Origin of the sequence: Hyalangium sp. (assembly GCF_045802625.1) — a bacterium.
In the GTDB taxonomy this organism is placed as follows: Bacteria; Myxococcota; Myxococcia; order Myxococcales; family Myxococcaceae; genus Hyalangium.
In genome coordinates this window covers 26,602-39,901 of sequence record NZ_JBJMQP010000072.1, presented here as the reverse complement: position 1 = coordinate 39,901, position 13,300 = coordinate 26,602, and the positions used below count along the sequence as shown (strand labels likewise).

Below are 13,300 nucleotides of genomic sequence, written 5' to 3'. Positions count from 1 at the left end.
CTCCGGCTCCTTTCAGCGGACCGCCTTGGCGAAGTGGTTCGCGAGGCGGTGCTGCAGCTCGGTGAGCTCCGCCTCGGCGGCCTTCAGCTTGGGAACCTGGGCGCGCAGCTCCTGCACGTTCTTGCCCTTCAAGCCCTCCGAGTCGCCCCACTGGGCGAGCCAGCGATCCAGGTCCTCGGCGCTCAGCTCCATGTGGAACTGGAAGCCGTAGGACTTGCCGAGCCGGAACGCCTGCTGCGTGTACCGGTCCGTGGACGCCAGCAGCGTGGCTCCGGGCACGGGCGTGAAGGTGTCCTGGTGCCAGTGCGCCATCACCGTCTTGGGGCGCACGCCGGCAATCACCGGATCCTTCAGCCCCTCCTGCGTCCAGCGCACGGGGAGGGCGCCCACCTCGAAGCCGTTCTTGCCGAGGAACACCTCCGCGCCCGCGGCGGCCGCCAGCATCTGGGCGCCCAGGCAGATGCCCAGGCAGGGCCGCTCGTTGGCGAGCCGCTCGGAGAGCAGGGCGATCTCCTCGCGCAGGAAGGGGTGCTGGTCCGCCTCGTAGACGCCCATGTGGCCGCCCATCACCACCACCAGCTCGGCGTCCACGTCCTCGCGGCGAGCCGTCCGGAAGCGCCTCACGAGCGTGAAGCCGGCCTGCTGCAGCGCCGGCCCGAGCTGGGCCACGCCTGCGTCCTCATCGTGCTCGAACACCACCGCGCGCATCGTCCATCACCTCTCAGGGCTCCAACCGCCGAGGGCAAGAAAGCACGATCGCGATTCCCAACGCACGTGGCAAAAGCGTGCCCCCCGCCCGCCGTGAGGGACGACAGGCTGGCTGCTCAGGAGGCGCGCCACAGCCGCCACAGCAGCCCGAGCCGCGTGGTGTAGCCCACGGTGGCGTGCTCGATGTGGCCGTCAGGCGAGAGGATGAAGGTGGTGGGGAAGCTGTCGATGTGCAGCGAGCGCGTGAGCGCGTTCTCCCCGAGCACCACCGGATAGTCCACGCCCTGCTCCTGGACGAAGCGCCGCACGTCAGCCTCGTTCTGGTAGTCCACGGCCACGGTGAGCACGTGCGCCCGGTCGCCCACGAAGCGCCGCACGGCGGAGAGCGTGGAGGTCTCGGCCTTGCACACCGTGCACCAGGGCGCCCAGAACTCGAGCACCACCGGCTTGCCGCGCAGCTCCGACAGGCGGATCTGCTCCCCCGAGAGCGTGCGGAGCTGGAAGTCCGGCGCGAGCGTGCCCGCGCTCGGCAGGTGCCGGGTCTGCCAGGCCATGATGGCCAGGAAGAGCACGGCGGCCACGGCCAGGTCCACGCCCCAGCGCACCCACCAGCGCTGGCGGGCCCGGTGCCATGCATCCCGCAGGTTCTTGAAGGAGGGGACAGCCATTTCTAGAGCGCGGCGATGATGGCGTCGGTGAACTCGCGGGTGTTGGCGCTGCCACCTAAGTCACCGGTGCGCACCTTGCCCTCAGTGTAGACCTTCTGGATGGCGTTCTCCATGCGCTTGGACTCGTCGCGCATGCCCAGCCAGTCCAGCATCATCACCGCCGACATCATCAGCGCCGTGGGGTTGGCGATGCCCTTGCCGGCGATGTCCGGCGCCGTGCCGTGCACCGCCTCGAACACCGCGGTGCGCTCGCCGATGTTGGCGCCCGGCACCACGCCCAGCCCGCCCACCAGGCCCGCGCACAAGTCGCTGACGATGTCGCCGTAGAGGTTCTCCATCACCAGCACGTCGTAGCGCGTGGGGTCCTTCACCAGCTGCATGCAGAAGTTGTCGATGATGACCTCCTCGTACTGGATCTCCGGGAACTCGCGGCCCACCTTGCGCGTGCAGTCCAGGAAGAGGCCGTCCGACAGCTTCATGATGTTGGCCTTGTGGACCGAGGTCACCTTCTTGCGGCCGTTCTTCTTGGCGTACTCGAAGGCGAAGCGGGCAATCCGCGTGGAGGCCTTCTCGGTGATGATCTTCAGCGACTCGACGACGCCCGGGACGATGATGTGCTCCAGGCCGGCGTAGAGGCTCTCGGTGTTCTCGCGCACGACCACGAGCTCCACGTTCTCGTAGCGCGTCTTCACGTTGGGCACGCTCTTGACCGGGCGCAGCGAGGAGTACAGGTCCAACCGCTTGCGCAGGCCCACGTTCGCTGACGGCATGCCGCCGCCCACCACGGTGCCGGTGGGGCCCTTGAGCGCCACGCCGCTGCGCAGCACCGCCTCCACCGTCTCGTGCGGCAGGTTGGTGCCGTACTTGGCGATGACTTCGGCGCCTGCGTCCTTGTGCTCGAACTCGAGCGGCAGCTTGAGGGCCTCGAGGACCCGGAGGGTGGCCGCCATCACCTCGGGGCCAATTCCGTCGCCATTGATGATCGTGACAGTGCGGTTCGCCATGGGCAGGGATTCAAGCCACAAAAAACCGGGGCTCGGAAGGAGGAAACGTCCACCCTCGCGCTGGGACTGATGGGAGCCACAAGGTCCCCTCGCGCCGGGGTCCAACCCGGGGGCTGCTTCGTCGCCTGGACTACATGCTCGGCAGGGCGAGGCGGCCTCAGTGCGCCGGAGGCTTGAACAGCGGCGGCTCGGAAGGCGGGGGCGGCGCTGGGGCCCGGCGCGCGCTGCGAGGCCGGCGCACGGCATAGGGCCGGTAGAAGGACTCCAGCAAGGTGTAGCGCCGGCTGCGCTGCCGGGGCCGGAGCTCGCCCAAGGGCGCGCGCACGAAGTATGAGGAGATGAACAGGTAGGCGGCCAGCAGCGATACCACCGCCACCACGCCCATGATGACGCTGCCGGACACTGGGCCTACGTGGGCGCGCTCGACGAACTCGTGGAAGGAGCCCGCGGGCACCGGGTGGCTGTACACCTTCACGAACCAGCTCAGCAGCAGGACGATGAGGATGGGGCCATAGGCGCGGTTGAGGCGCGTGGAGATGGCCGAGAACAGCGACAGGTGGATTTGCGGCCGCGACATCTCCGCGGCCAGCTCGCGCAGGGCGTCCGGATCCACCGGCTCGTGGCGGAGGATGGGCGCCCAGTACCCGTCCTCCAGCAGCCGCACCCGCCGGTTCCACAAGTCGTAGTAGCGGTAGCGCCGGGCCTCGATGAGCAGGAATGAGATCACCATCCAGATGCCCACCAGGAACGTCACGTGCGGGCTGCTCGGGTTGGCGAAGCCGAACGAGATCACCGCCGCCGTCGTCGTCAGCGCCCAGTTGGTGGTGGTGTCCAGGCGCGTGCGCCACTTGTCGGAACGGCCCAGCTCGCCGCGATAGAGCTGAGCCATGGCTGAATCCGACAGGGTGAGCGTCTCGAGCCCGTTCTTGTCTCGTCCGTTGGCAGGCATCCCTGACGCTCACGTTAAGGAGCCCCAGGGCTCTTCGTAGGCAGTGGGATGCGAGCGGCTCGACTGCCTGCCTGCACAGGCTGGCCATGGCTGCTTGCCGTGCCCACCTTCCTGGCCTGACGTGAAGCCCAACGAGACCATCGAGGCCCTGGCCGGGCTGGTCCAAGAGGAACGGGAGCGGCTCGCGCGCCTGTGGGCCAAGCGCCTTCGGGAGGAGCTGTACGAGCTGGATCTGCCAGGGCGGGACTTGCGCGCCCCGCTGCGCCGGCTGCTGGACGAGCTGGCCCGCCTGCTCACCGATCGGCCCGACGACGTGCTGCGCCTCTGGCCCGAGGTGGTGCGGCCGCACGGGGCCTTCCGGTACGACCAGCGCTTCGAGCCCGAGGATCTGGTTCGCGAGTTCAAGGCGCTCGAGGAGGTGCTGCTGCGCGTCTACTCCCGCCGGCATGGCGGCGAGCTGGAGCCCGAGGTGGCCGAGTTCATCACCGAGCTGGTGGGAGAGGCGAACGCCTCGGCCCAGGCCTCGTATGCGCGCGTGCTGAGGACGGAGGAGGTGCGCTTCCGCGAGGCCGCGGTGATGGAGTCCATCCTCTACCACATGGACGTGGGCATCGTGCTGGCCGAGGAGGATGGGAGCGTCTCCTTCGCCACGCCGCCCGTCAGCCGCCTCATCGGCGTGCCCATGCGCTCGGTGGTGGGCGCCAGGGCGGTCACCTCGCTGGCGCCGGTGCTGGCCCAGGTTCATGCGCACCACCCCTCGGGAGATCCCTTCCGCGTGACGGACATGCCCTTCATGCGCGCCATCAAGGAGCGCGCGCCCGTGCGCGGGGTGATGATGGTGGTGGAGCGCCCCGGCGGCGGCGAGGCCTCGCTGGAGATGAGCGCCACGCCCATCTGGGAGGAGGGCGGCGAGCTGGCCGGCGTCATCCAGACCATCACCGATAGGACCGAGGCGGCGACGAAGACGAAGGAGCTGGTGAGCGCCCACGACGAGCTGCGCCGGCTGCAGGGGCGGCTCTTGCAGCGCACCCGGGCGCAGGCGCTGGGGCAGCTGGCGAGCGGGGCGGCGCACGCGCTCAACAACTCGCTCAACGTGCTGCGCCTGCGCATCACCCTGCTGCGCCGCGAGTTCAAGCCCGAGCACCTGGACGCGCTGGATCGGACGGTGGGGCAGATTGGTGACCTGGTGGCCCGGCTGCAGGAGTTCAACGTGCAGCGCACCGAGGAGGTGCTCACGGAGGTGCCGCTCGACACCGTGGTGCGCGAGGCGCTGGAGCTGACGCGGGGCGAGATGGAGCGAGGAGCCCACCCAGTCGTGGTGGATCTGCACCTGGGAGCTCCGGGCGCGGTGAGGGCCGATGCGGGGTTCCTGCGCGAGCTGGTGGTGAGCCTGCTGCTGGCGGCGAAGGACCGGATGGAGCAGGGCGGGAGGTTGGACCTGACGACCCAGGCCGATGGAACGGATTGGATCTCCCTGCGCATCCAGGACGAGGGACCGCCGTACGCGGTGGAGGAGCTGTCCCGGATGTTCGATCCGCTCAACCGGGATGCGGCAGCGCCCCAGGCCGCGCTGCAGCTCGCGGTGTTGCGAGCCCAGGTGCAGCGCTGGGGCGGCGAGCTGACGGTGGAGAACGCGCAGAGCGGGAAGGGGGGGGCCTTCGTGGTGCGGTTGCCGCGCGTGCGTGCGGTGCAGGAGCTGGAGGCGGCCCAGGCCGAGGCGCACCTGACGGGCCCGCGCCGCTTCCAGCAGACGCGCCGCGTGCTGGTGGTGGACGACGACATGGACAACGCGCGGATGTTGGCGGAGGTGCTCGGCGACGAGGGCTATGACGTGCAGGTGGCCCAGAGCGCGGAGGTGGCGCTGCAGTTGTGGGAGCGGCGCCGCTACGACGCGGCGCTGCTGGACGCGCTGATGCCGGACACGTCCGGGTGGGAGCTGGCGCGCGAGCTGCGCAAGCGCACGCCGCAGGCGCTGCTGGCGATCGTGACGGGCATGGACGTGCGGGGGCAGAACCGGGCCAGCCTGGCGCTGGTGGACGCCGTGTTCCGCAAGCCGATCGACGTGGGCGCGTTGGATGAGTTCCTCACCCAGTCTGCGGCGCACTCGTTCGAGTCCTCCCCGGCGGCTCCCGAGCCCGAGGGGGAGAAGGTTGGGACTGACGAGCTGACCCACTAGAGTCGCGCTGTGACTGCCAACCTGGAGAGCATTCGCCGCAAGGTGGAGGCGGGCGAGGCCTTGAGCGACTCGGAGCTGGCCACGCTGCGTGACGCGGCGTCCGGCAGTACGGGGCCCACGTTGTGGCTGACGGTGGCGCATGCGCTGGTGAACGCGGAGGCGGAGCGCGAGGCGCTGCCCCTGCTGGAGCGCCTGCGGCGGGACTTCCCGAAGGATCTGCAGGTCCGGCTGGGGTTGGCGCGGGCGCTGCTTGGGCTGGAGCGGAACGGGGATGCGGAGGAGGTGCTGCGCGAGGCGCTGGTCCTCAGCCCTGGAGATCCCGAGGCCATCAAGGTGTTGGCGGTGCTCGCGCTGCGCCGGGGCGAGAAGGGGCGAGCTGAGCAGTACGTGAAGGACGTGCTCGCCAGGGATCCGTTCGACGCGGAGGCGAGGCTCCTGAAGGAGGAGCTGGAGGCGGTGGAACTGCCCGTGCTTGTCCCCGCGGAGGAGCAGGTGCTGCGCCCCGAGTTCAACGCGGCGCTGGCGGCGGCGCTGCGGCGCGCGGGAGTGAAGTTCCGCCTGCAGGGGCGGGACGTGCTGGTGAAGCTGGCCAGTGGCGAGGTGGCGCGGGTGAACGTGGGCTCGCTCTACTCGGCCTATCAGGGAGGGAAGCGGTGGCTGGCGGAGCATGTGGAGAAGCTGGCCGCGCAGCTCGGCGGACTGAGCTCGGGGGTGAGCGAGGACGCGGCGGCCCTGGAGCGCCAACTGCGGCCGGTGCTACGGCCCGCGGGCTTCGAGTCGCAGGCGGTGGGCGCGCTGCACCGTGAGGGCCCCGCGGGGCTCGAGATCTTCTACGTGCTGGAGGATCCGCAGTACGTGCGCTACCTGCCCGAGTCCACGCTGAAGGCCACGGGGCTGACGGTGGAGGCGGTGGACAATGCCGCCTGGCGCAACCTGGAGGCGCATCCGGCGCCGATCCGTCCGGTGGTGGTGGACCGGGGCGTGGTGCGGCTGGCGGAGACGTTCAGTGGGCTCTGGGCGGTGGTGGCGGGGGACGGGCACGACGGGGCACGACTGCTCACCCAGGAGCAGCGGCGACGATTGGCGCTCCAGGCGGGAGAAGGGCCGTTGCGGGTGAACCTGGGCTGGCGCGAGTTCGCGCTCCTGTGCCGCGAGTCGGACGCGGCCGAGTGCGAGGCGCTGGCGAAGCTCGGACACGCGCCGGACGGCATCCCCGGCCTGTTTCGCCTCACCGCCGAGGGCCTCTCCCGCTCGTAAACCTCGGGTATTGCGCGGTATAGCGAGCACTGCTGGGGGGTGGCGCGGAAGTCGGGCTGTGCCCGACAGCTCTACAGCATAGGTTGTGCTTGCATTTCTGCAGGTTCAATACCCTAGAACGGAGACAGCATATGCCAGGGTACTTGCTGATTTGGAACCCGAAGAAGTGGGAATGGGCGGATGCGAAGGATGACATGCGCAATGTTGCAGAGCGGGGGGGGGCCAGCGGTCAATGGAGTTGCGGAATGCGACGGAATCTTCCCGTAGGGAGTCGGCTCTATCTTATGAGGAAGGCGACCCCTTTACGTGGAATCGTTGCATCCGGCTGGTCGGTGAAGCCTCCACAGATGGGAGAGCATTGGGGGGAGGATGGCAGGTCCGCGCTCTACGTGCCGCTGGAATTTGATGCGATGGTTAATCCTTACTCGAACGATCTTCTCCCGGTCGAAGCCCTGATGATGGGTACTCTCAGACAGGTAAACTGGAACACTATGGGTGGGGGCATCGAGATACCAGACGATGCACTCAAGGAATTGGATAGGCTATGGACAGCACACCTCATTGGGCAGAAGGCACTGAGGCTGCCAAGGCTTCCCCCTAAGGAGCGATCGCTCCAGGTCGTGCGTCGCAAGGAGCGAGACTCCGCTTTCAGCAAGAAGGTGAGGGCACTCAGCAAGGGGTTGTGCGCTGCCTGTCCCCCCAGATTTGACTATGGGGGCTTGGGAATTCTTGAGACCGCCCATATCAAGGCTGTGGAGCATGATGGTCCTGATGACGTCGATAACGCCTTGGCGCTCTGTCCGAATCACCATGCGCTCTTTGACGAGGGCCTCTGGACGATTGGGACGAAAACCAGCCTGATCTTCGCAAAGGCGCTTCCGAGGAGTTTCCGCGATGGCTTCGGGTCCGAGCTGAACTGTAGTTGGGCGCTGAACCCGAAGCACCTCAAGTGGCACCGGGAGGAGGTATTCAAGAGATAGCGCCGTCAGGGCACTTGAGTTGGCCAATCTCATAGTCTCTTGATTTGGCTCTCAGTGGTGACAGGGCGCGTGCCAGGAGCAAGGGGATGGAGCAGCCCCATATTCCAGGCGCTATGCGAATGATCGTGACTCAGACATCTGTCCTGGGCTCAGCAACCTTTCAAGCCCGAGCACAGGCTACCGGCACCATCACTCCTGTGGGCTGCTGACCCTGTTGCTCGTCGCCCATGCGATACCGCTCGGAACAGAAGGAGACTTCATGAAGTTTGGAGCACTGCTGCCCCTCTGTTTGCTCTTCTCAGCGTGCGCGCTCTTCCAGCGCGACACGCGGCCCGTGCACGCTCCACCCGAGGAAGCAGCGCGCGTGCAATTTCCTCTCGATCTGCCGGCGGACACCCGGATGACTCTTTCCGGAGCCCTGGTGACAGCCATGCAACTGGCCTTGGATGATTTTCTTCCTTTGAACGTCAAGCCCCACTCTGGCGCATCCCCGGAGGAGGTCTGCCTCTACCAGCGCGAGTCCTATGACGTGATCGCCTCGCCCGGCGCAGACGGGGTGATGTTCGTTCGTATCACCCTGCGGCCCGATACCTGCGAGAAGCACGGCCCCATCATGGACATGGGAGCTACGTACGCGGTGGATATTGCCGGGCGCCGAATCCTGGCCGTCCAGAGGTAGAGCGCTGGCGCTCAGCCCGGGGACACAGGCGCCAGGTGCTCCACAAAGCGCACCTCGGTGAAGCCCAGCGAGAGGAACAGTGCCCGCAAGGAGCGCTCGGCGGATTGACGCGCGCGCTCCTTCAGCCGCGAGTCATTGCTCGCCTCACTCTCGAAGGCGGCGCGGGCCTTCTCCAGCAGGTACGCCGTCTGCTGGCTGTCCAGGTTCGAGTCGATGATCTCCGTCTCTCCCGGCCGCAGCTCCACCTTCACCTCCAGCGGCGGCAGCACCACCTCTACCCGTGAGCCCACGACCTGCAGCGACGAGGTGTCGATACGCTGGAAGTCATAGCCCAGGTGCACGTCCGCGAAGACGATGGCTCGGCCCCTGGGCGTGTGGAGCGAGTACGCCGCCCAGTTGATGACGTCCTTCCAGAGCGCGTCCGTGGCCACGGGCTCGGGGCTGAATGTGACTTTCTTGTAGAGCGAGACATCCAGCGTCTCCAGCCGCGTCACCTCGCGCATCTGCACCACGAGCGCCGGCGGATCCGGCAGCAGCCGGGCCTGGGGACGCAGGACGAAGAACGTGCCGATCGCGCCAAGCGCCACGGCGCCAACGAAGAGCAAGATGCGCAGGACAGGCCCCATGGGCCCAGAGTCTACCCCGCCGCATGCGAGACGGTGTCCACCGGGCGAGCAAGCGGCAGCTCCACGATGAACGTCGCCCCGCGTCCCAGCTGGCTCTCCACCTGAATGCTGCCCCCGCTGGCTTCCACGATCTGCCGGGTGATGAACAGCCCCAGCCCCAGCCCTCCATAGTTGCGCTCGGACACGGCGCGCTCGAACTTGTGGAAGATGCGGCCCAGCGCCTCTGGAGCGATGCCAATCCCCTCGTCTCGGACCGTCAGGCGGGCCCGATTCCCCGCCGTCTCGGCGCGGATGTGGATGGGCCGGCCCGCCCCGTACTTGATGGCGTTGGACAGCAGGTTGGAGACCACCTGCTCGAGCCTCAAGGGATCCCACTGACCCAGCGCCTCGCACCCGAGCTCCACCTGCAGCCGGCAGCCGGCTCGCGTGGCCTGGGGCGTGAAGCGGGCGCTCACCTCCCGGGTGAGCACACACAGGTCCACGCTCTCGGGGTTCAGGTGGAGCTGGCCCGCGGTGATGCGGGACACGTCCAGCAGATCATCCATCAGCTCCGCCAGCCGGTTCACCTGACGGTGCATCACCTCGACGTCCCGTTGGAGCCGCCTCGCGGTGATGGAGGACAGCTCGGCCTGGGCTACCCGGCTCAACATCTGGAGCTTGAGGCTCAAGGGCGTGAGCGGCGTCTTCAGCTCGTGGCTGGCCACCTGGAGGAACTCGTCCCGCAGATGAACAGCGCGTTGGGCCTCCTGGTAGAGGCGGACGTTCTCCGAGATATCCACCGCCGCGAAGATGAAGTAGCTCGGCGCGCCGGACGCGTCTCGCACGAGGGACACCGTCAGCTCCACCCACACGGGCTCGCCGTTCCTGCGCTGGTAGCGCTGCTCCACTGTGTAGTGAGCAAGCTCGCCCGCCAGGAGCTGGCGCATCAAGGACTGGCTCTTCTCCCTGTCCTCGAGGTGCGTCACGTCCCGCACGGTGAGCTTGCGCAGCTCCGGCTCCGTGGAGCCGAGCAGCTCGAGGTAGCACTGGTTGAGCTGCAGCCAGCGTTCGTCGAGCCCGACGTGCGCGATGCCGACGGCGGCCTGGTTGAAGGTGGCTCGGAAGCGCTCCTCACTCTCGCGCAGGCGGGCATTGGCCTGGGCCAGCGCCGCGGTGCGCTCCTGGACGTGAAGATCCAGCTCCTCATGGGCCTTGCGTGCGGCCGTCACATCCCGGCCCACATGGAAGGCCCCTTGGATCTCTCCCTGGGCATCCTCCAGGCGGGCGTACCGGAGCTCGTACCAGGTGTCCTCTTGCGCTGGATCCCCAAAGGGCTGGACCACCGTGAACTCCTCGCCGCGCAGGGCCCGCCCCCAGAGGGCGACCAGCCGGTGCTTCTGCTCGGGCAGGTGTGCGAGCGCATCCGGCAGGCTCATTCCCAGGGAGATCCGCGTGCCGAAGCGAGTCTCGAACTCCTGCTGGTACCGGCGGTTGAAGAGGATGAAGCGGAAGTCCGTGTCCAGGGCCCCCACGAGGTCCGTCGTCTTGTCGAGGATGGCGGCGAGCAGGGCATGGGCATGCTGCCGCTCGGCCGCCGCGCCTGCCGCTCGCAGCTCCCGCTCGTGCTGCTGGAGGTAGACGATGGCTGCTTCGGCGATCCCCCGGTGGAAGCACTCGGTGAAGGCCCGCATCTGATCCGGGAGGAACTTCAGGCCCTGCTCCCGAGCGAGCGTGAGCAGACAGTCTCGCAGCACGCCGTACTCGTAGACGACCGTGTCCAGGCTGAAGCCCTCGCGCAGGCGAAGCTCGCCATGCTTCAGGGCGGCCTGGGCGGCCCAGCATGCGGCGCTCTCCTGCGCGGGACTGTGGGCGAGCCGCATCGCCAGGATGAGCGAGTCCAGGAACCGGGGAATGTGGTCCAGCAGCTCCGCCCGCGGCGGGGCGTCTGGCTGCAATGCGCGATGGATGCGCTCCATCCAGTGCTCGAGGATGACGTCGCGCTGTGAGGCGATGACGTCCTCGACCGAGATGACCTGGGAGGAGGATAAAGACATCGCTAGACAGGTATGCACGCCCGAGCGCGTTTTCACTTGTAGCTTGAGAGCCGCCATGTACTGAAGCGCAGTCCTGGAAGGGCTCTCGCCACAGGATGGATCAATTGGAACTCAGGGACGACGAGATCGAAGCGCTGGGCATGAGAGGCTTCTTCGTCCGGGACGCCTTCCTGGGGAAGGAGCGAGCACACGCCGTCCACTCGGAGGCGAGGGAGCGCGCCCAGGCAGGCACCTTGAAGCCCGCGGGCATCCGGCGCGGGGCGGACCGGACCGAGGACACCTCCGTGCGAGATGACTTCATTGGCTGGATCCTCCCCGAGGCCGGATCAGCCCTGGGCTCGCTCTGGGAGGCCTTCTCCGAGCTGGGCGGGGCGCTCTCCGCGGGGGCCTACCTGGGGCTCGGCCGGTTTGATCTCCAGCTCGCCCACTACCCTGGCGGCGGAGCGCGCTACGTGCGTCACCGGGATGCCTTCCCCGGACAATCCAACCGGCGCGTGACGGCGATCTACTACGCCAACCCGGACTGGCGGCCCGAGCACGGAGGCATGCTCAGGTTGTATCTGGAGGATGGGACCTTGGACGTGGAACCCACACTGGACCGGTTGGTGGTCTTCCTCAGTGAGCGGTTGGAGCACGAGGTGCTGCCCGCGCACGCGCCACGGCTCGCGCTGACAGCCTGGTACTATGGACGGGACGGAGCGGGACTACGATGAGAGTCATGGCCGAGCGCCCTCGCACCTTCTTCGAGAGAGGAACCCTCTGGAGCTCCCTGGTCGAGCGGACCGCACATGCGCTCGCCAGTGGCGCGCTGGTGCCCATCCGCACCGAGGTGGAGGTGGTTGAGCACGAGGGCGTCCCCTTCCTCGTCCGCGTCGTCTCCAACCTGGAGCGCAAGGCCAAGGCCGTGCAGCCTCCGTCCGAGGGGAAGCCTCCGAAGAATCCGTTCATCCCTCCTTATGAGGAGGACCTGTTCGTCTCGCTCGTGCCGCCCGCGCACGCGTGCCTGATCAACAAGTTCAACGTCTTCGACCACCACGCGCTCATCATCACCCAGGCCTACGAGGAGCAGGACTCCCTGCTCACCGCCGCCGACTTCGAGGCCCTGCTCACCTGCATGGCCGAGTTCGACGCGCTCGCCTTCTACAACGGAGGGCGCATCGCCGGGGCGAGCCAGCCCCACAAGCACCTCCAGCTCGTCCCCGTGCCCCTGGCCGCCGGAGGGCTCCGCACGCCCATGGATGAGGCCATCGCCCGAGGCCGGCTGCCCTTCCGCCATGCGCTGGGGCCACCGCTCCAGGAGCCGGCGCAGGCGCACGCGCTCTATGGAGAGCTCCTCCGCGCCGTGGGCTGCGAGAAGCCGGGCACGCCTTATAACTTCCTGGCCACGCGCCAGTGGACGCTCGTGGTGCCTCGCACTCAGGAGGCCTTCGAGTCCATTTCGCTCAACGCGCTCGCCTTCGCCGGCTCGCTGCTCGTGAAGAACCGCGAGCAGCTCGAGCGCGTGCGCGCCGTGGGCCCCATGACCCTGCTGCGCGCCGTGACGGGTCCCCCGGGGGCCTAGCCTCCGCTCACCTCAGCGGAGGCGCCAGCAGCACCACCGAGTACCCCACCGCCGTCCGGTCCCCTGGGTTCTCGTACGAGTGCTTCTGGTCTCCTCGGAACACCACCACGTCTCCCGCCTGCAGCTCGAAGCGCTCGCCGCTGGCCACCAGCGCCATCTGCCCTGACTCGCAGGCCAGGTACTCGCGCGTGCCCGGCGTGTGCGGCACGCCCGTGATGCGCACCTTCGGCGGCAGCTCCATCCGGTCGAACTCCATCCCCGGCAGCGGATCCGGCAGCAGCTTGCGCAGCAGCCCCGCGCCTCGCTGCCGCACGGGGAGGCTCTCGCGCGGGTAGTGCCGGGCGCTGGCTCGGGGCCGGGCTACCAACTCCTCCAGCGACACCTGGAGCGCGTGGGCCACCCGGTGGAGCACCGCCAGCGTCGGGTTGCTCGCTCCAGACTCCAGGTGGGCCCATGTGGCTCGCGGTACCCCGGCGAGCTTCGCCAGCTGGGACTGGGTGGCCCCGCGCGCCTCCCTCAGCGCCTTGATGTTGCGCGCCAGCCAGCCCGCCAGCTCTTCGTCGCTGCTCATGGGAGAAAAGTCTGCCCAGTCCTGGACGCCTCCGCCAAGCCACAAACGCCGCTTCCCGAGCCCGGCTGGGAAAGCGAGGGCGGATGGA

Annotated in this window: 13 protein-coding genes; 6 read left to right on the top strand and 7 right to left on the bottom strand. The window is 68.2% G+C overall.

What is annotated here, in order from left to right; genetic code table 11:
• Positions 1-12: 12 nt before the first annotated feature.
• From ACJ8AT_RS14655 to ACJ8AT_RS14640, 4 genes are all read right to left on the bottom strand, one after another.
• Positions 13-708, bottom strand: a complete 696-nt coding sequence (locus ACJ8AT_RS14655; protein ID WP_407738341.1) for a glutamine amidotransferase-related protein — start codon at positions 706-708, stop codon at positions 13-15.
• 116 nt (positions 709-824) lie between these two features.
• Entirely contained in the window at positions 825-1,376 is a 552-nt protein-coding gene (locus ACJ8AT_RS14650; RefSeq protein ID WP_407738340.1) for a redoxin domain-containing protein, read from the bottom strand.
• Between the two features lie 2 nt (positions 1,377-1,378).
• Positions 1,379-2,380, bottom strand: a complete 1,002-nt coding sequence (locus tag ACJ8AT_RS14645; RefSeq protein WP_407738339.1) for an isocitrate dehydrogenase (NAD(+)) — start codon at positions 2,378-2,380, stop codon at positions 1,379-1,381.
• Between the two features lie 157 nt (positions 2,381-2,537).
• Entirely contained in the window at positions 2,538-3,329 is a 792-nt protein-coding gene (locus ACJ8AT_RS14640; RefSeq protein ID WP_407738338.1) for a DUF2270 domain-containing protein, read from the bottom strand.
• Positions 3,330-3,450: 121 nt separating this feature from the next.
• Here ACJ8AT_RS14640 and ACJ8AT_RS14635 point away from each other — a divergent pair, with 121 nt between their 5' ends.
• The 4 genes from ACJ8AT_RS14635 to ACJ8AT_RS14620 all read left to right on the top strand — a co-directional run bounded on the left by ACJ8AT_RS14635 (position 3,451) and on the right by ACJ8AT_RS14620 (position 8,421).
• Complete coding sequence (locus ACJ8AT_RS14635; RefSeq protein ID WP_407738337.1) at positions 3,451-5,505, top strand: response regulator; 2,055 nt, start codon at positions 3,451-3,453, stop codon at positions 5,503-5,505.
• Positions 5,506-5,514: 9 nt separating this feature from the next.
• A complete protein-coding gene (locus ACJ8AT_RS14630) occupies positions 5,515-6,762 on the top strand; it encodes a tetratricopeptide repeat protein (protein ID WP_407738336.1) in 1,248 nt (415 codons plus the stop codon).
• 284 nt (positions 6,763-7,046) lie between these two features.
• Positions 7,047-7,742, top strand: a complete 696-nt coding sequence (locus tag ACJ8AT_RS14625; RefSeq protein ID WP_407738335.1) for an HNH endonuclease — start codon at positions 7,047-7,049, stop codon at positions 7,740-7,742.
• Positions 7,743-8,001: 259 nt separating this feature from the next.
• On the top strand, positions 8,002-8,421 hold the full coding sequence (locus tag ACJ8AT_RS14620; protein WP_407738334.1) for a hypothetical protein: 420 nt from the start codon (positions 8,002-8,004) through the stop codon (positions 8,419-8,421).
• An 11-nt stretch (positions 8,422-8,432) separates the two neighbouring features.
• On the opposite strand, the gene ACJ8AT_RS14615 is transcribed toward ACJ8AT_RS14620, so the two are convergent.
• Together ACJ8AT_RS14615 and ACJ8AT_RS14610 are read right to left on the bottom strand one after the other, a co-directional pair.
• On the bottom strand, positions 8,433-9,047 hold the full coding sequence (locus tag ACJ8AT_RS14615) for a DUF4230 domain-containing protein (protein ID WP_407738333.1): 615 nt from the start codon (positions 9,045-9,047) through the stop codon (positions 8,433-8,435).
• A gap of 11 nt (positions 9,048-9,058) precedes the next feature.
• Positions 9,059-11,080 carry a PAS domain-containing protein gene (locus tag ACJ8AT_RS14610; RefSeq protein WP_407738332.1) on the bottom strand — a complete coding sequence of 674 codons (2,022 nt, stop codon included), beginning with the start codon at positions 11,078-11,080 and terminating at the stop codon, positions 9,059-9,061.
• Between the two features lie 95 nt (positions 11,081-11,175).
• On the opposite strand from ACJ8AT_RS14610, the gene ACJ8AT_RS14605 reads away from it, so the two are divergent.
• Both ACJ8AT_RS14605 and ACJ8AT_RS14600 read left to right on the top strand, forming a co-directional pair.
• A complete protein-coding gene (locus tag ACJ8AT_RS14605; protein WP_407738331.1) occupies positions 11,176-11,793 on the top strand; it encodes a 2OG-Fe(II) oxygenase in 618 nt (205 codons plus the stop codon).
• Between the two features lie 5 nt (positions 11,794-11,798).
• Complete coding sequence (locus ACJ8AT_RS14600; protein WP_407738330.1) at positions 11,799-12,641, top strand: DUF4922 domain-containing protein; 843 nt, start codon at positions 11,799-11,801, stop codon at positions 12,639-12,641.
• A gap of 7 nt (positions 12,642-12,648) precedes the next feature.
• Here the strand turns inward: ACJ8AT_RS14600 and ACJ8AT_RS14595 are convergent, their stop codons facing one another.
• Complete coding sequence (locus ACJ8AT_RS14595; RefSeq protein ID WP_407738329.1) at positions 12,649-13,212, bottom strand: helix-turn-helix domain-containing protein; 564 nt, start codon at positions 13,210-13,212, stop codon at positions 12,649-12,651.
• Positions 13,213-13,300 lie beyond the last annotated feature (88 nt).